The sequence below is a fragment of the Streptomyces sp. NPDC006711 genome (assembly GCF_042869775.1).
GTDB lineage: Bacteria > Actinomycetota > Actinomycetes > Streptomycetales > Streptomycetaceae > Streptomyces.
Genome location: NZ_JBIAGO010000005.1, coordinates 349,345 through 366,103, shown reverse-complemented (window position 1 = coordinate 366,103; position 16,759 = coordinate 349,345). Strand labels below are relative to the sequence as shown.

At 74.3% G+C, this 16,759-nt stretch carries 11 protein-coding genes; 5 read left to right on the top strand and 6 right to left on the bottom strand.

The features are described 5' to 3' along the window. Positions 1-447 carry a roadblock/LC7 domain-containing protein gene (locus ACFYM2_RS14435; RefSeq protein ID WP_358996747.1) on the bottom strand — a complete coding sequence of 149 codons (447 nt, stop codon included), beginning with the start codon at positions 445-447 and terminating at the stop codon, positions 1-3. Then, positions 444-3,296, bottom strand: a complete 2,853-nt coding sequence (locus ACFYM2_RS14430) for a nitrate- and nitrite sensing domain-containing protein (protein ID WP_358996797.1) — start codon at positions 3,294-3,296, stop codon at positions 444-446. The genes ACFYM2_RS14435 and ACFYM2_RS14430 overlap by 4 nt, the downstream gene beginning before the upstream one ends. A 395-nt stretch (positions 3,297-3,691) precedes the next feature. Here ACFYM2_RS14430 and ACFYM2_RS14425 point away from each other — a divergent pair, with 395 nt between their 5' ends. Further along, complete coding sequence (locus ACFYM2_RS14425) at positions 3,692-4,114, top strand: hypothetical protein (RefSeq protein ID WP_358996744.1); 423 nt, start codon at positions 3,692-3,694, stop codon at positions 4,112-4,114. Between the two features lie 176 nt (positions 4,115-4,290). Here the strand turns inward: ACFYM2_RS14425 and ACFYM2_RS14420 are convergent, their stop codons facing one another. From ACFYM2_RS14420 to ACFYM2_RS14405, 4 genes are all read right to left on the bottom strand, one after another. Beyond that, a complete protein-coding gene (locus ACFYM2_RS14420; protein ID WP_388836192.1) occupies positions 4,291-8,964 on the bottom strand; it encodes a hypothetical protein in 4,674 nt (1,557 codons plus the stop codon). Between the two features lie 63 nt (positions 8,965-9,027). Further along, positions 9,028-9,999 (bottom strand): hypothetical protein, encoded by a 972-nt coding sequence (locus ACFYM2_RS14415; RefSeq protein WP_388836259.1) that lies wholly within the window; start codon positions 9,997-9,999, stop codon positions 9,028-9,030. A gap of 439 nt (positions 10,000-10,438) precedes the next feature. After that, a complete protein-coding gene (locus ACFYM2_RS14410; RefSeq protein ID WP_358996735.1) occupies positions 10,439-11,965 on the bottom strand; it encodes a hypothetical protein in 1,527 nt (508 codons plus the stop codon). 91 nt (positions 11,966-12,056) lie between these two features. Then, positions 12,057-12,794 carry a GntR family transcriptional regulator gene (locus ACFYM2_RS14405; RefSeq protein ID WP_388836189.1) on the bottom strand — a complete coding sequence of 246 codons (738 nt, stop codon included), beginning with the start codon at positions 12,792-12,794 and terminating at the stop codon, positions 12,057-12,059. 216 nt (positions 12,795-13,010) lie between these two features. Between ACFYM2_RS14405 and ACFYM2_RS14400 the strand changes: the two genes are divergently transcribed. The 4 genes from ACFYM2_RS14400 to ACFYM2_RS14385 all read left to right on the top strand — a co-directional run bounded on the left by ACFYM2_RS14400 (position 13,011) and on the right by ACFYM2_RS14385 (position 16,712). Next, positions 13,011-14,300 carry an MFS transporter gene (locus tag ACFYM2_RS14400; RefSeq protein ID WP_388836186.1) on the top strand — a complete coding sequence of 430 codons (1,290 nt, stop codon included), beginning with the start codon at positions 13,011-13,013 and terminating at the stop codon, positions 14,298-14,300. A 95-nt stretch (positions 14,301-14,395) separates the two neighbouring features. After that, positions 14,396-15,169, top strand: a complete 774-nt coding sequence (locus tag ACFYM2_RS14395) for a LamB/YcsF family protein (protein ID WP_388836184.1) — start codon at positions 14,396-14,398, stop codon at positions 15,167-15,169. Next, positions 15,166-15,795 carry a 5-oxoprolinase subunit PxpB gene (gene pxpB, locus ACFYM2_RS14390; protein WP_388460171.1) on the top strand — a complete coding sequence of 210 codons (630 nt, stop codon included), beginning with the start codon at positions 15,166-15,168 and terminating at the stop codon, positions 15,793-15,795. The genes ACFYM2_RS14395 and pxpB overlap by 4 nt, the downstream gene beginning before the upstream one ends. After that, positions 15,792-16,712: a biotin-dependent carboxyltransferase family protein gene (locus tag ACFYM2_RS14385; protein WP_388836181.1), complete on the top strand. Its 921-nt coding sequence runs from the start codon at positions 15,792-15,794 to the stop codon at positions 16,710-16,712. Before pxpB ends, ACFYM2_RS14385 begins: the two co-directional genes overlap by 4 nt. Positions 16,713-16,759: the final 47 nt, after the last annotated feature.

The window sequence follows — 16,759 nt, the reverse complement described above, 5'->3', positions numbered from 1 at the left end:
TCACCCTCCGGTGTGCGGGCCGGTCCGTGGCGCGGTGGTCAGGTGCACGCCGACCCGCTTGACCATCAGGGTCATCTCGTAGGCGACCTGTCCGATGTCGGAGTCGGCGTCGGACAGGACGGCCAGACAGCTGCCGTCGCCCGCGGCGGTCACGAAGAGGAAGGCGTCGTCGAGTTCGACGACGGTCTGGCGGACCTTGCCCGCCTCGAAGTGGCGTCCGACGCCCTTGGCGAGGCTGTGGAAGCCGGAGGCGACGGCGGCCAGGTGCTCGCCGTCCTCACGGGTCAAATCGCGCGAGGTACCGGTGGCCAGGCCGTCGCCGGAAAGCACCAGGGCCTTGCGGATGGAGCCGACCCGGTCCACCAACTCGTCCAGGAGCCAGTTGAGTTCGCCGGTTCCGCCCCCCTGGGCGTGGCGTGCGGTGGCTGAGTGTTGTGGCGCGGTCATCGACCGTCCCCCTCCGGTGTGGTTCGTCGTGCGTTGTCGCCGGGGGCCGCGGGCGGTCCTGCCGCGGCGTCCGGTGCGTCGTTGTCCCGCCGTCCGCGCTGCCAGCCGCGTTGCAGTGCGGCCATGCGGTCGCGCACCTCGTCGGCGTCGCGGTCCGGCTCGGGTCCCTCGTCGGGTCGCGGGGCGCCGCGCCGGTCGCCGGGGGCGTCCTTGAGCTGCGGGGCCAGGCTCGCCTGGCGGACCCGGCGGGGCAGTCCGTCCGGCGGGCCCTCGCCGTCCTGGGGCGCGCCGGGCACAGTGCCCCAGGAGGGCGCGGAGCTGGGCGCGCCCGGCAGTCCGGCGCCGACCGGCGGCGCGGCGGGCCCGGCGAGGCCGCCGGGCCGTACCGGTGTCAGGCCCGGCGAGCGGGGCGCGGGGCGCGGGGGCCCGGGCTCCTCGGACTCGGGGCGCGGCGCGAAGGGGCGGGGTGGCTGGCCGGCGCGGCGCTGGGGCAGGCGGTTCTCGAAGACGTGCCGCACCTCGGGGGACGGCTCAAGATCCTGCGCCGGGTGGCCTCGGCCGGGGCCGTCGACGCGCCGGCCGTTGTCGCTGACCAGGGTCGGCACCCGGTGGCGGCGCGGCAGCGGGCCGGGGCCCGTGTCCTCGTCCCTCTCGTCGGCCGTCTGCTGGTGCTGTTGGCGGTCCTCGCCCGAGGCGGCCGCGCGGCGGGCGGAGCGCAGCACGCCGCCGCGCCCCGCGTCGTACGCGCCGGGCACGCCGGTCTCATCGGGCGCCGTCCTCGTGTCGAGGTCCAACGGGTCGAGCGGGGGCTCCAGTTCGACGGGACCGTCCAGGACCGGCTGGCCGGGAACGCCGACGGGCAGCGGGGACAGCGCGCGCCTCGGCGCCTCGGGAGCGCCGCCCTTGGCACGGGCGGCCGTGCGGTCCAGACGGAAGCCGGTGCCCTCGGTCTCCGGCGCGTCGGTGAGCAGCGCGGCCGGCAGGAACACCACGGCGGTGGTGCCGCCGTAGGGGGAGGGCTGTAGGGAGACCCGTACGTTCTGGCGCTGCGCGAGCCGGCTGACCACGAAAAGGCCGAGCCGGTCGGTGTCGGACAGCTCGAACTCGGGGGTCTCGGCGAGCCGCAGATTGGCGTCGAGCAGCATGTCGGGCGCCATGCCGAGGCCTCGGTCGTGGATCTCCAGGGTGAAGCCGTTGGCGACCCGCTCGCCGTGCACGTGGACGGCGGTGTGCGGGGGCGAGAACACCGTGGCGTTCTCCAGGAGTTCGGCGATGAGGTGGGTGAGGTCGGCGACGGCGGGGCCGCCGACGCCGAGCCGTGGCAGCCTGCGCACCTCGACGCGCTCGTAGTCCTCCACCTCGGCCACGGCGGCCCGTACGACGTCCATGAGCTGGACGGGCTTGCGCCACTGGCGGGACGGCGCGGCGCCGGAGAGGATCACCAGGCCCTCGGCGTGCCGGCGCATACGGGTGGTGAGGTGGTCGAGACGGAACAGGTCGGCGAGTTCGTCGGTGTCCTCGGTGCGCCGCTCCATGGTGTCCAGGAGCGTCAACTGGCGGTGCAGGAGTACTTGGTTGCGGCGGGCGAGGTTGACGAACACCTCGGAGACGCCGCGCCGCATGTCGGCCTGTTTGACGGCTGCCTCGACGGCCGCCCGTTGCAGGGTGTTGAGGGCCTGGCCCACCTGGCCGACCTCGTCGCGTTCGTAGTCCAGGCGCGGCGCCTCGGTCTCGACGTCGATCTGTTCACCGGCGGCCAGGCGCCGCATCACGCTCGGCAGGCGGACGCCGGAGACCTCGTGGGCCTCCTTGCGGAGCCGGGTGAGGTCGCGGACCAGCTCGCGGCCGACGCGTACGGACATGAACAGGGAGATCAGCAGGGCGAGGAAGCCGAGGACACCGGCGAGCCCGGCCTTGATCAGCACGTTGAAGGCGACCGGCTCGACCCGGTCCTGGTAGCGGTTGCCGGCCTCGGTGCCCATCTGGGCCAGACGGTCGAGTACGGGCGTGACGGCCTGCTGCCAGCGGGCGGCGTCGATGTGGTGGGGGTTCTTGGCGGGGCCCGCGTCGATGACGTCGGATTCGGCGGTGCGCAGCGACTCGGTCTCGGGGCCGCTCCAGAACTGCTGGAAGGGGAGGCGTTCGGCGCTGGGCAGCAGCTCCAGGTTGGTGTCGTAGAGCAGTTTCCGGTTGGCCACCAGGTCGGATATGCGGCGCAGTTCGGGGGCCGTCGTCCTCGGGGTGATCAGGGCGGAGGCGACGAGGGCGTCCTCGCGCGAGAGCATTTCGCGGGCGTGGGTGAGGCCGACGAGGGCCCGGCCCTGCTTGTCCATCTCCACGTTCTGCAAGGCGTGGAGATTCATGAGGAAGCTGTAGCAGGGGTCGATGAGCCGGTTGTAGAAGTCCAGCGCCTGGGCCCGGTCGACGGTGCCCTGCTCGATGGACTGGCGCAGCGTGGGCACCGAGTCGAAGGCGGCGATGGCGGCCTTGAGGTGGGTCTTCGCGGCGGGGCGCAGGTCGCCGCGCACGTCGCGGTCCTGGGCGGCGGCGCGGATCCTGCTCATCGCGACGTCGGTGTCCGCCCGGCGGCTGCGCAGTGCGGTGAGGGCGTCGGCGGGGCGTTCGTCGGCGAGGTAGACGAGGGTCTGGCGGCGCTCCTGCTGGATGACGCGGACGGTGTCCTCGATGGGGTAGCCGACCTTTTTGACGATGTTCGCCACGTTCATCAGCTCGTTGGCCTGGCGGCCGGTGAGATAGGTGGAGAAGCCCCACAACGCGGTGAGGGAGACGAGCGGCACCAGCAGCAACGCCACGATCTTCCTGCGGATGGACTTCCCGCGAAAGCGCATGGCCTCCCCCAGATCAACCGTCAACAAACGGCGTGAGCCTACTACTGACACAGAGACAACTCGAAGGAACGTCCGGACGATTTTCGGCCGCCCTGACGCGTCGTGATCATGAGTTGTCCCGGTATTCCGGGAGATGGTGGCCGGGCCCCTGACAGAGGGCACCCGTCATGGCCGCTTTTCGTCCACTGCGGCAGATGGCTGGAATTCTGCGTTCCGGCCATCTGCCCGGAATCTTCCGGGAGTTCCGTTCGTCAGTGTGTACGGAGCCGCTGTGCGTGTGGGGTACTTCCGGGGCACACGGGTGTCAGGAAGCGATGGCCTCGGGCCGGTCCGCGAGGGCGGTGCCGCGCGGCGGGGCAGGCATCGAGGCGGTACGGGTGGGGAGGAATGCGGGCATGAGCGTTGAGCAGCGGCCGCTGTGGGTGGAAGAGCCGGCCGAACGACCCCGGCTGCCCGATCCGGTCCGCACCGCTGCCGTGCGCGCCGTCATCATCGTGGCGGCGACCCTCATGCAGGCGATGGTGGCGTTCTTGTCCACGCTCGCCGGTTCCTGGCTCGCCTTCCCGATGGTGATCAGCAGCGTCGGCAGCACGGTCCTCGCCACGTGGGGCGTGCTGGACGTGTGGGTCACCCGCCAGGTGTGGAACCAGCGCAACGGTGTGGTGTCGATGCCGAACAGCACGGCGCGCAAGTTGCGCCGGGAGCGGCGCCGGGCCCGGCGGGCCGCCCGCACGGCCGGGAGCGGGGCCCGAATACGGTCCCACAGGGCCCCGGCACGGTCCGCGGACGGCACGCGGCGGGGCCTGTCCCGCGCCTGAGCGGCGGGCTCCGCGCCGGGGGCCGCTTCCGCGCCGGAGCCGCCGGCTTGGCGCCGGTGGCGGGCCCGCGCCTGAGTCGCCCGTTTCGCCCCGGAGGCGGGCCCGCGTCCGAGCAGGTCGGCCCGCGTCAGGGGCCGGCCCCGCCCGACCCGCTCCCGCGTCGCGGGGTCCGTGCGTCAACTCCCTTGTGCGGCGGGCCTTTTGAACATGCGGGTCGCCGTGATCTCACCGTGCACGGTCTCGCCGCTCGTCTCCTGCTGCGGAAGGCCGGGCCGCAGATGCTCCTCCACGCTGATGTACTTCAGGCCCGCCCGCAGGTCGGCGTCGTTGCGGAGCCGGATGACGAGGGGGAACTCGGCGAGCGCGGTCGTGTCGAACAGGCCCGTGGTGTAGAGGAGTTGGACGCCGAGCGCGTCGGACACGGCCCGCTGGAGCTCCAGGAGGTACGTCGCGTTCGCGCGGCCGATCGGATTGTCCAGGAAGAGCGTGCCGGCGTGCCGGTGCTTGTCGCGGCCCCGGTCGTTGCTGCGCAGCGCCGCCATCGTGCAGTACAGGGCGATCGCGGCGGTGAGCAGCTGGCCGCCGGAGAACACGTCGCCCATCTGCCCGACCGGGACGCGCTCGGCGCGCAGGACCGCGTCCGGCTTCAGGATCTCCACCGCGATGCCGCGCGGTTCGAGGGCCGCCTGCACGCCGCGCAGCAGCAGGGACATGCCGTCGCGGCGCAGATCGGAGTTCTTCTTCACCGCGGCGCGGGTGGCCTCGTCGATGACCTCGCCGAGCCGTTCGGTCAGGGTCGCCTGGTCGGGTTCGTCGAACCGGATCCGCAGGAACTCCTGGCCCGACCACTCGCCGAGGCCTTCGGGGAGCTGGGACAGGCGCTGGGCCGAACGCAGCGTGGTGAGCGCGGACTCCACCAGGCCGCGCAGCCGGTCGACGATGGAGTCGCGGTTGCGCTCCAGCTGCTCCAGCTCGTCGGTCAGGACACGCAGCCTCGGCTCGAAGGCGGCCGCCCAGGCGGCGGCGTGCTCGGGCAGCGAGGCGGCGGGCAGTTCACGGATCTGCTGGCGGGCCGGGGTGCGGACCTGTTCGTAGCGGGTGGCGTTGGCGTGGCGCACCAGGATGTCGCTCGCCTCGCGCACGGCGGATTCGGCGGCGGACAGATCGGCCGAGCAGCCGCGCAGGGAGCGGCGCGCCTCGGTGGCCGACTGCCGGGCCTCCTCGAGGGTGCCCGGGTAGGGGTCGGGCGCCGTCTCCTCCTCCACGGCCTGGCTGTGGTCGCGCAGCAGGTCGCGCAGGAGCGCCGCCGTCTCGTCGAAGCCGCCCGCCGCGTCCTCGGCGGCCCGGTGCGCGGTGAGCAGTTCGCTGTGGGCGGCGTGCGCGGTCTCCAACGCGTCGGTGCGGGTGGCCAGTTCGGCCGTCGCGGTGCGCAGCAGCGCCTGGGCCTGCTCGGCGTCGGCGGGCACCTGGTCGTCGGGGAGGTCGGTGTGCCGCTCGCCGTCGGCGGGGGCCAGGCGCTCCGTGTCGCCGCGCAGCCTGCCCAGCTGCTCGCTCGCGGCGGACGCGCGGGTCTCCAGCATCTGCACGAGTGATTCGGCGCGGGCGGCGGCGGCCTGGCGGGAGGGGCCGTCCGCGCCGTCGGTGCCTTCGAGCAGGGTCGCGGCGCGGGTGCGCACCTTGTTGGTGAGCCGGTCGAGCTCGGTAAGGGCCGCGCTCTCGTCGCTCTCGGCGCGGGCCTGTTCGGCCCGCAGGTCGGCGCCGACGCCGACCTTCTCGTACAGCTGGGACGCGGCGCGGTAGGCCTCGCGCAGGGCCGGCAGCGACGTGCGCGGGGCGCCGGCGTCGGGCTCGGGCAGGTTCTCCGGGGCGCCCGCGATCTCGGCGCGTTCGGCGCGCAGCGCGCGGGCGGTGCGGTGGGCGTCGTCGGCGGCGCGCTGGGCGGCGCGCCGGTCCTCGTCGGCCGCCTTGGCGCGCTCGAGGAGCGCCTGGGCGCGGGCCTCCGACTCGGCCGCCTCGTCGGCCAGTTCACGGAGCTTGACCTGCCAGCCCGCCCGCTCGCGCAGCCGGAAGGCGAGTCCGGCGAGCGCGTCGGCGGCGCGGCGGGCGCGCTGGGCGGCCTCTTGGCGCTCTTCGCGTACGCGCGCGGATTCGGCGGCCGCCTCGTCCGCCTCGGCCCGCGCCGTGCGGGCCTCGGCCAGCTCCCGCGCGGCTTCCTTGGCGCTCTCGCGGGCGGTGTGGGCGGCGGTGGCGAGTTCGGCGAGCATGCCGGGCGGGCAGTCGGCGCGCCAGGCACCGATCCGGGCGGCCAGCGCGCGGTCCTGGGCGAGCCGCCCGGCGAGCGCCCGGATCTCCTCGTCGCGGGCGGTGGCCCGGGCGCGCAGCGTCTGGCGTTCCTCGTCGGCGGCGTGCTCGTCGTGCATCGCCGGGTTCGGCGGTACGAGGAAGATGCCGCTGTCGGTGCCGGAGTCGACGGCCGGAACGGGCGCGAGCAGGGCCGCGGTGGTGCCGACGGCCACGGCGGAACGCGGCAGCAGGGCCGCGTTCGCCAGGGCCTCGCGGGCCCGGGCGTGCGAGGCGGGGTCGGTGATGACCACGCCGTCCACGAGCTCGGGACGGGCCGCGAGCACGGCCGCGTGGTCCGCCGGGGCGACGGCCTGGGCCAGATAGCGCCAGCCGGGCAGCGCCGGGATGCCGTGCTCGCCCAGGTACTCCACGGTCGCCAGCACATCGGGGCTCGGCGGCAGGAGCCCGCCGTCACCGAGCGCGCCGAGGATGCGCGCGTCGTCGGCAGCGGCCGTGCGCAGATCGAAGAGCTGACGCTCGGCGGAGGCGACGCCCTGGTCGAGGAGCGCCCGCAGTTCATCGGCGCACCGGTCCAACTCCTCGGCGCTCAGGGCGCCTTGGGTGCCGTGAGCGCTGTGGGCACTGTGGGCGCTGTGGGCGCTGTGGGTGCTTTCGCCGTCGTGCTTGCGGGGCTCGGGGACTCCGGGAACTCCGGAGTGGCCGGTGGGCAGGCTGAGCAGTTCGGCCAGGCGCTCCTCCCCGGCCAGGGACTGCGCGGCGCGGCGCTCGGCGTCGTGGGCGTGCTCGGCGGCGCGGGCGGCGTCCTCGGCGCGGGCCGCGGCCAGTTCGGCGCGGGCCTCCACCGAGGCGGCCTCGCGGGCCCTTTCGGCGGCGGCGCGGGCCGTCTCGCGGGCCGCGTCCCAGGCGGCCACCGCACTCTTCTCGGCATCGCTTGCGGCGAGCGCGGCGCGGGCCGGGTCGGCGTCGGGCGCGCTGTCGTCGAGCCAGCCCGCGCGTACGGCCTCGGCGGTCTCCTGCTCGACCTCCGCCAGGCGCTGGCGCAGATGTCCCGCCTCGCTGCGGGCCCGCTGGGCCTCGGTCGCGGCGACGGTCGCGTCGCGGTGGGCGGCCTCGCCCACTTCTTGCAGACCGGCCGAACGCTCCTCTTCCTCTGCGGCGACCCGCTCGCCGTCCTCGGCGGCCGCGTGCAGGGCCCGTACGAGGTCGGCGGCGGCCCTGGCGCGGGCGGCGAGGGCGGGGGCCGCGTCCCGTTCGGCCTCTTGGATCGCTGCGGCCACGCGGGCCGAGCGGTCGGCGGCGGCGCGGTGGCGCAGGACCGCCTCGGCGGCCTGCCAGGCGGAGTGCAGCGTACGGGCGTCGGCCAGTTCGCGGCGCTGCGCGGTGGCGGCCTTCTCGGCGACGGCCAGCGCCAACGAGGCGTGCCGGTAGGCCAGTTCGGAGGCGATCAGGGAGCTGCGGCCACGGGCGGCCTCGGCGAGGGTGACGTGGTGGGCGGCGGCGGTGACCTGCTGGGCGAGGTCGCCGGCGCGGCCGCGCTCGTCGGTGGCGCGGGCCGCGAGGCGCCGGGCGAGCGCCCGGGTGCGCCGTTCGGCGCCGGCGTGGATGTCGCGGGCGCGCCCGCGTGCCTCCGCGGCTTCGACGATGCGGTTGAGGAGGTCGACCGAGCCCGCCGTGAAGTCGCGTTCGGCGGTGAGTTCGGCGCGCCGGCCGAGCTTGTTGCCGAAGCCGCTGACCAGGTCGGCGAGGCCGTCGGTGTCGCGGGTGTCGGTGACGGCGCGCAGGAGCAGGTCGGTGAAGTCGGAGTCCTTCTTGACCGCGAAGAGGCCGGCGGCCTCGCCCTCGTCGGCGTTCATCTCGCGCTGGTAGCGGAAGAGTTCGGGGTCAAGACCCAGGTCGCCGAGGTGTTCGTTCCAGCGGTCGTGGATCTCCTCCCAGTACACCTCCAGATGCGGGTACGCCTTGCTCGCCTCGGTGATCGCGTCGCGGAAGCCCTTCATGGTGCGGCGCCGGCCCTGGGCGCTGGAGGCGCCTTCGGCCGAGGGGCGCATCGCGCTGGACTCGGCGACCGGCAGCGAGTCGAGGCTGAGACCGGGGCCGGGCCGGAAGGAGTACCAGGCCTCGGCGAACTTCCGCGGGTCGTTGGATACTTGGCGGCCGCGCCATTCGCTGACCTTGCCGACCACGACGAGCTCGCCGGTGAGGGTGTGCTGCCACTCCAGGGCCACGTGCCCGCAGTCGTCGGCGAGCAGGAATTTGCGCAGCACACCGGAGCTGGCGCCGCCCAGGGTGTTGCGGTGGCCCGGCAGCATCACCGAGAAGATCAGCTTGAGCAGGACGGACTTGCCGCCGCCGTTCTCCAGGAACAGCACGCCCGCCGGGGCCGGGCGGCGCGGCGGGCCGACCGGCTCGTCCTCGAAGAACTCGGCCTGCGTGGGGGCCGGGTTGGGCACGGGGGCGCCGACTCCGCGCAGGTCAAGCACGGTGTCGGCGTAGCGCGCACCGGCGGGCCCGATGGAGTAGAGGCGGACCCGGGACAGCTCGTACATGTCGGCGGACTCTCGTGGTGGTGGGGGGCGGCTTGAGCGGGGATCGCGTCAGGAGTGGACGCGTCAGGAGTGGAAGGGGAGTCCGGCGTCGGCCGCCAGTTCCAGGCCGTCGGCGTCGGTCGGGGGCACAAGGGTGGCGCTGCCGTCGGTGACCGCGACCACGCCGAGCTCGATCAGCTCGGTCAGGGCGGCGCTGCCCGCCATGTCGCGGACCTGCAACTGGTACCGGGCGGTGGTGCGGTAGGCGCCGCCCGCGTCGTCGCCGGTGCGTTGCAGGAAGCCGGATTCGGTGAGGAAGGCCACCGCCTTGGCGACGATGCCGGTGGTCGAACCGGCGAGCCGGCGCGCGTCCTTGGTGGCTCCGGTGGAGCTGCGCCGCGCGTAGATGCGCCAGGCGGCCTCCAGACCGGGGGCGCCGGTCTCGGGGTCGGTGTTCTCGCCGGTCTCCTCGGCCCGCTCCTCCAGGCGGCGGCAGGCTTGGCGGACGAACGCGTCCACGCCGTTGACCGTGATCCGCCCGATGTAGCCGTCGTCGGCGAGGTCTTCGGGGCGGGGGAAGGCGAGGGCGGCGACGGCGAGGTGGGCCAGGCCGTGCAGGAAGCGGTCGCTGGAGTCGGGGGCGGCGGCGCGGCGGGCGTAGTCGCCCATGCGGACGGCGAAGACGGAGTCCTCGGCGGCGGTCACGGCCATGCCGGCGCGGGGCGACACCTCAAGGACGATGAGCCCGAGCCCGGCCGCGACCGCGTCCGCGAGGCGCGCGAACGCGGGGTCCTCCCGGTGGCGGCGCAGCAGCTCGCTGTACTCCGCGTCCCTGGCGGGCAGCAGTTTCGTCTTGAGGCCGAAGGCGACGAGCCGAGCGGCGTCGGCGGCGTCGGCGGGGGTGATCCGACCTTCGCCCCCGGATCCCACGCCGGCCGCGATGAAGGCACCGGCCCTGGGATCGGCCCCCGCCCCGGGCACGGTGGAGGCGGCGGCCCTGGAATCGGCCGCCGTGCCGGGCACGGTGGACGTGCCGGCCCCGGCGTCGGCCGCCATCCCAGGCGCGGGCGAGGTGTGCTGGTCCTCGCCGTCGGTGCCGGGTGCGGCGGGCGCCGGGGCCTCGGCGGTGTCGCCGAACGTGGGCTCGGGGTGGTGGTCGGTCACGGGGTGGTCTCCTTGGTACGTACGTTGCTGGGCGCGGCGGGGGCTGTCCCCACCCCGCCCCTTCCCGGGGCCCGCCGGGGGTGAAGCCGGCAAACCGGCACCAGCCCGGTCAGGGGCGCGGGGAACTGCGCGACCAGCCGGCCACGGCCCGCAGCCGGGGCCCCTGGGGCTTGGCCCCGGACCCCGTGCCGCGCCTGAAGGGTGCTCGTCCTCCCCCAAGGCCGCAAGGGCCAGGGGGTATGCCCGTGCGGGCCGGCACAGGCCCTGCCAGGGGCGCGGGGAACTGCGCGGAACCCGCCCACGCACGGCCCCCACGGCCCGCACGAAGAACTCACGCCGCCTCCGTCCGGCCCGCGGCCATTCCCGCCGCGTCCAGCAGCGCCGTGCCCACTATCAGATCCGCCCCGCCGAACTCCTCGTCGTCCAGCGGCGTGCCGTCGTCCACCGCGAACAGCAGCCGCTCCTCGCCCTGGCGGTAAGCCGTGCCGACCGGCGGGCTCGCGGCGTGGATGGCCAACAGGGCGACCAGGTAGGGCAGTTCGGGATCGAGGCGGCGGGCGTCGGCGAGCAGTCCCGAGAGGCGGCGCGGCGCGTCGTGCTCCAGGTCGAGCAGTTCCATGGCCGAGGCCAGCTGCTCCTCGCTGAAGCGGCTGTCGTCCGGCGTGGCGATCAGATCGGGCTCGGGCATCTCGGCGCCGAGGTGTTCGCGCTCCTGGGGCGGCGTGAGCAGTATGTCCACCAGGTCGCCCACGCGGACGGAGACCGGGGTGCGCAGGCCGGTGCCGCGCGCGAAGAACGCGTCGGTCACCCGGATCGCGTCTTCCACCGGGAGCGGCAGCAGCGGGGCGACCAGCTGGCCGTACAGGTCGAGGCCCGCGCGGGCGGCGGGGCGGGCGAAGGCCTGACGGTCCTGCTCGGCGCGGAAGAGCGGTCCTGCCTCGAGGAGGCGGGACTGGAGCTGGGTGTGGCGGCGGATGCAGTCCTTGACGATGTCGACGAGCTCGGCGGCGCGGCGCTTGTGCTCCGGGTCCTCCGCCTCGTCGCGCGCCTTGCGGATGTTGGTCAGGATCGCGTTCTCGTGACGGTAGCGGTCGGCGACGTGGTCGAGGGCTTCGGCGATCATGTCCGGCACCGCGTTGAGCCAGTCGACCGCGCGGACGTTGCGGCGGGTCGCCTCCAGGGTGCGCCGCAGCGTCTCGGCGTACTGCACGGTGCGGTAGCGGGCCTGTTCGGCGGCGAGCTGGGCGTCGGCAAGGCGCCCCCGGCTGATCAGGACCTCCAGTTTGACCTCGGCCGCGATCTGGGCGCTGGTGACGTCGGTGTCCAGGGCGCCCACCAGGACGTTGACCGCTTCGTCCGTGGTGCGCAGATAGACGGCGCCGTCATGACCCGGGACCTCTTCGAGGAGCTTGAAGTCGTAGTCCCTGCGGACGTACACACCGTCCGGGTCGAACGTGCCGTACACCGCGCGAAAGCCCCGGTCCACGCTGCCCACGTTGATCAGGTTCTCCAGGACCCAGCGGGCCACCCGCTCGTGCTCGGCGGCGGGCCTCGCCGGTGCCTGGGCCGCCACGCGCGGGACGAGCCGGGCCACGATCTGCTCGTGGTCGGCGCCCGTGTCGAAGTCCATGTTCAACGTGACGAGGTCGATGGAGGCGAGGGCGACCTCGGCCATCGCGTACACCGTGTACTCGCCCGCGAGGTTGGCCTTGCGCACGTCTAGATCGTGCAGCGGGGCGGTGCAGGCCAGGGCGCGCAGGCGCCGCGCCAGACCCTCGTCGGCGGCCGGGCCGGTCGCGGGGCGCGGCGCCGCGCTGAGCTGGGGCGGAGCGAATTCCGTCGAGGCAGGCGATGTCACGCTGGACAGATTAGGTCCTCGCACTGACAACGGTCGAAACGGCGCAGATCCGGGCGCAGATCCGCCCGCCGCTCCGGCCCGGCGCGGACCCTCAGGCGGGCACGTCCGCGACGAGTTCGCGGTACGCCTCGACGAGCTGGGCGCGTGAGTCGTCGAGGTAGCCGGCGAGCAGCCGCGCGGCCCCATCCCGCTCCCCCGCGCGCAGCGCCTCCAGGATCTCCCGGTTGCGTACGAGATAGGGCCGGTGCAGGCGGCGGGGGTCGTCCACCACATGGAAGGCCAGGCGCAGTTCGGCCAGGACGCCGCGCATCAGCTCGTCGGTGCGGGCACTGCCCGCGAGGGCGACGAGTTCGCGGTGGAAGTGGATGTTGGCGGTGGACACGCCCCGCCAGTCGCCCTCCTTGGCCGCGCGCTCGCCGTCCGCGACGGCCGCGTCGAGGCCTTCGAGACGGTGGGGCGGCTCGCCGAGACCCTGGACGACGGCGCATTCGACCAGGCGCCGGGTGCGGTAGATGTCCGTCACGTCCTCGACGGCCAGGACCCGCACGAAGACGCCGCGGTTGAGTTCGTGGACGAGCAGCCGTTCGTGGGTGAGCAGCCGGAACGCCTCGCGCAGGGTGTTGCGGGAAACCCCGAGCGCCTTGCCGATGCCGTCCTCGGCAAGGCGCTCCCCCGGCCGGAAGAAGCCATCAGCGATCCGGGTGCGCAGGATGTCCGCGACCCGTTCCGCCGTACTGGTGCGCCCCAGCAGCACGCGATCCTCGGCGAGTCCGTTGATGCCAAGCCCGTTGGCGCCAATTCCTTTGGCGGTGGGGTCCGTTGTCGTCACAGCGCCCTCTCTCCCCGCCGGCCGCTCCCGCCGACGCGTGGGCCCATCGTAGAAGCCGGGTGTCCACGGGCAGGACAGGAGAACGTCTCGACAGGACTCTTGTCGGATCGTTCAACAATCCTCTACGTTGAACGCGTTGAACCCTCCACGTTGAACGCGTTGAACTCGCCCTTCCCGTCTCGGCAACCCACTCATCCCCTCTCCCGCGAGGTGCCCATGAGGACGACCCGGACCACGCCGCACCACGATCAACTCCCCCTGGAACAGGGTGCGTTCGGATGGCTGCGGGCGCTGGGCCCGGGCGGTCGGCGCGCCTTCGCCGGTGCCTTCGGCGGTTACGCCCTTGACGCGTACGACTTCTTCACGCTGCCGCTCACGATGGTCGCGATCTCGGCGTACTTCGGGCTCGACAGCGCCAGGACGGGGCTGCTCACCACCGTGACGCTGGTGGTCTCCGCCGTCGGCGGCGCGATCGCCGGGGTGGTGGCCGACCGCATCGGCCGGGTCAGGGCGCTGATGATCACCGTCGGCACGTACGCCCTGTTCACGGTGGCGTGCGGATTCGCCCCCAGCTACGGGACGCTGCTCGTCTTCCGGGCGCTCCAGGGCCTCGGATTCGGCGGCGAGTGGGCGGTCGGCGCGATCCTGGTCGCCGAATACGCCTCGGCCCGGCACCGCGGGCGCACCCTGGGCGCCGTGCAGAGCGCGTGGGCGGCCGGCTGGGCGCTGGCCGTCGTCGTGTACACGCTGGTCTTCCACTGGGTGGGCCCGGACACCGCCTGGCGCGTGGTGTTCTGGACGGGAGCACTGCCCGCGCTGCTGCTCGTCTATGTGCGGCGCAACGTCAAGGACGCGCCGGCCGCCACCGAGCAGCGGCTCGCCACGGCCCGCACGACGAGCGGCGCCGCCACCTTCGCCGCGATCTTCCGGGGTCCGCTGCTGCGCACGACCCTGTTCGCCGTGCTGCTGTCGGCGGGTGTCCAGGGCGGCTACTACACGCTGGCCACCTGGGTGCCGACCTTCCTGAAGAACGAGCGGCACCTCACGGTCGTCGGCACCGGCGGCTATCTGGCGTTCCTGATATCCGGCGCCTTCCTCGGCTATCTGACCGGCGGCCACCTCACCGACGTACTCGGCCGCAAGAAGAACATCACGCTGTTCGCGGTCCTCTCGGCGGTCTGCATCCTGCTCTACACGCATCTGCCGTCCGGCGCGAACACCCTTCTCCTGGTGCTCGGCTTCCCCCTCGGCTTCTGCATGTCGGCCATCTTCAGCGGCTTCGGGTCGTTCCTCAGCGAGCTCTACCCGACCGCCGTGCGCGGCACCGGCCAGGGGTTCACGTACAACACCGGGCGGGCCGTGGGCGCCTTCTTCCCCACGCTGGTCGGCTACCTCGCCGACAGCTGGGGCGTCGGGGGCGCGCTGGTCTTCGGCGCGGTCGGTTACGCCATCGCCGTGCTCGCCCTGCTCGGACTGCCCGAGACCCGCGGGCAGGAGCTGGTGTAGCCCGCCGCCCGCCGCCACCGCCGCGCGCCGTGCCCCGGCCCGGGGCACACTCACCACAGGACCACCCCCGCATGCGAACAGGAGCTCCCGCGCCCATGACCCGGCCCGCGACGACGGCGATCGACCTCAATGCCGACCTCGGTGAGGGCTTCGGCCACTGGCGCCTGACCGACGACGAAAACCTCTTGCGCGTGGTCACCAGCGCCAATGTGGCCTGCGGCTTCCACGCGGGTGATCCCGCCATCATGCGGCGGGTCTGCGCGCTGGCCGCCGAGCGGGGTGTACGTATCGGCGCCCAGGTCTCCTACCGCGACCTCGCGGGCTTCGGGCGCCGCTCCATGGATGTGCCGTCCGACGAACTGGCCGCCGAAGTCGCCTACCAGATCGGCGCGTTGGAGGTCTTCGCCCGGGCCGCCGGCAGCCGGGTCTCCTACGTCAAACCGCACGGCGCGCTCTACAACCGCGTCGTGCGTGACGAGGAGCAGGCGGCCGCCGTCGTGGACGGCGTACTCCTCGCGGGCGGCGGCCTCCCCCTCCTCGGGCTGCCGGGCTCGCGGCTCCTCGCGGCGGCCGCGCGGGCCGGGCTGCCCGTCGTCACGGAGGCGTTCGCGGACCGCGCCTACACCGCGCACGGCACGCTGGTGCCGCGCGGCCAGGACGGCGCGGTCATCAGCGACCCGGACGCGGTCGTCGCGCGCGCGGTGGCGATGGCCGTGCGCGGGACGGTGGCCGCGCACAGCGGCGAACAAGTCACCGTCGGGGCCGGGTCGTTGTGTGTGCACGGTGACACTCCGGGCGCGGTGGAGCTGGCGCGCCGGGTGCGGGCCGCGCTCGAATCGGCGGGCGTGCGGGTGGCGGCGTTCTCATGAGCGGCCCGCGCATCCTGCCGGTCGGGGACCACGCCCTGCTGGTCGAGTTCGACGACGGCGAGCGGGCCTGGGCGTTCCACGCCGAGCTGCTGCGCCGCCGCGCGGACGCGACGCTGCCCACGGTGCGGGAGATCGTGCCCGCCGCCCGTACCGTCCTGCTCGACGGCGTGGCCGACCCGGCCGCGCTCGCCGGGCGGCTCGCCACGTGGGACGTCCCCCCGCTCGCGGCCGGCGTCCATACGACGGTGGAGATCCCCGTGCGCTACGACGGTCCCGACCTCGCGGATGTCGCCGCGCTGTGGGGGGTCTCGGAGCGGGAGGCGGTGGCGATCCACTCCTCGGCCGAATTCCGCGTCGCCTTCTGCGGGTTCGCGCCCGGCTTCGCCTATCTGACCGGTCTCGCACAGCGGTACGACGTTCCTCGCAGGAGCACGCCGCGCACGGCCGTTCCGGCGGGGTCGGTGGCGCTGGCCGGCCCGTACACCGGCGTCTACCCACGCCCCTCACCCGGCGGCTGGCAGCTCATCGGCACCACCGACGCCCCGCTGTGGGACGAGCGCCGCGAACCCGCCGCGCTGCTCACCCCGGGCACCCGGGTCCGCTTCGTCGCCCGGGGGGCGCGGTGAGCGAGCGGGCGCTGTCCGTGGTGCGGGCCGGTGCGCTCACCTGCGTACAGGACGAGGGGCGGCCCGGGTACGCGCATCTGGGGGTGCCGCGTTCGGGCGCGCTCGACCTGCCCGCGAGCCGGCTCGCCAACCGGCTGGTGGGCAACGCCCCGGGGACGGCCGTCCTTGAGGCCACGCTCAACGGGTGCGCGGTACGCCCCCGTCGGGCGCTCACCGTCGCGGTGACCGGGGCGCCCTGCGCGGTCACCGTGGCGGGGCGTCCCGCGGCCTGGGGCGCGGCGGTGCGGGTGCCGGCGGGCGCGGTGGTCGAGCTGGGCGCGGTGACGTGCGGGGTGCGCTCGTATCTGGCGCTCGCCGGCGGCATCGACGTGGATCCGGTGCTCGGCAGCCGCTCCACCGACCTCCTCTCGGGGCTCGGTCCCCCCATCCTTGAGGACGGCGCCGTGCTGCCCCTCGGCCGTCCTGGGGACGCGTGTCCGTACGGGGACGGGGCGCCCGCGCCCGGTGTGCCGGGTGAGCTCGTGCTGCCGGTGCTGCCGGGGCCTCGGGCCGACTGGTTCACGGCGGACGCGGTGGCCGTTCTGGCGGCGGGGAGGTACCGGGTGTCGGCGGCGAGCAATCGTATCGGGCTGCGCACGGAGGGGCCCGCGCTGCGGCGGGTGATCGAGGGAGAACTGCCCAGTGAGGGGGTGGTGTTGGGGGCCGTGCAGGTGCCGCCGGATGGGCGTCCCGTTGTGTTTCTCGCCGACCATCCGACGACGGGGGGCTATCCGGTGATCGGGGTCGTGCCCGAGCCGGCGCTCGCGGCGGCGGCCCAGTCCCCGCCCGGCACCCCCCTGAGGTTCACCCCAAGGCGCTGGCCCCTTGTCCCCCCGGGCCCCCAGGCACGCGCCCGTGGCTTGTGCCGGCCTGCGTGAGGCCAACCCTGGGCAGGGCACGCGCGGGCCCGCATGGGCAACCTGAG

Coding starts and splice junctions, on each gene's coding strand:
- ACFYM2_RS14435 (WP_358996747.1), bottom strand. CDS start 447: ATGACCGCGCCACAACACTCAGCCACCGCACGCCACGCCCAGGGGGGC.
- ACFYM2_RS14430 (WP_358996797.1), bottom strand. CDS start 3,296: ATGCGCTTTCGCGGGAAGTCCATCCGCAGGAAGATCGTGGCGTTGCTG.
- ACFYM2_RS14425 (WP_358996744.1), top strand. CDS start 3,692: ATGAGCGTTGAGCAGCGGCCGCTGTGGGTGGAAGAGCCGGCCGAACGA.
- ACFYM2_RS14420 (WP_388836192.1), bottom strand. CDS start 8,964: ATGTACGAGCTGTCCCGGGTCCGCCTCTACTCCATCGGGCCCGCCGGT.
- ACFYM2_RS14415 (WP_388836259.1), bottom strand. CDS start 9,999: ATGGCGGCCGACGCCGGGGCCGGCACGTCCACCGTGCCCGGCACGGCG.
- ACFYM2_RS14400 (WP_388836186.1), top strand. CDS start 13,011: ATGAGGACGACCCGGACCACGCCGCACCACGATCAACTCCCCCTGGAA.
- ACFYM2_RS14395 (WP_388836184.1), top strand. CDS start 14,396: ATGACCCGGCCCGCGACGACGGCGATCGACCTCAATGCCGACCTCGGT.
- pxpB (WP_388460171.1), top strand. CDS start 15,166: ATGAGCGGCCCGCGCATCCTGCCGGTCGGGGACCACGCCCTGCTGGTC.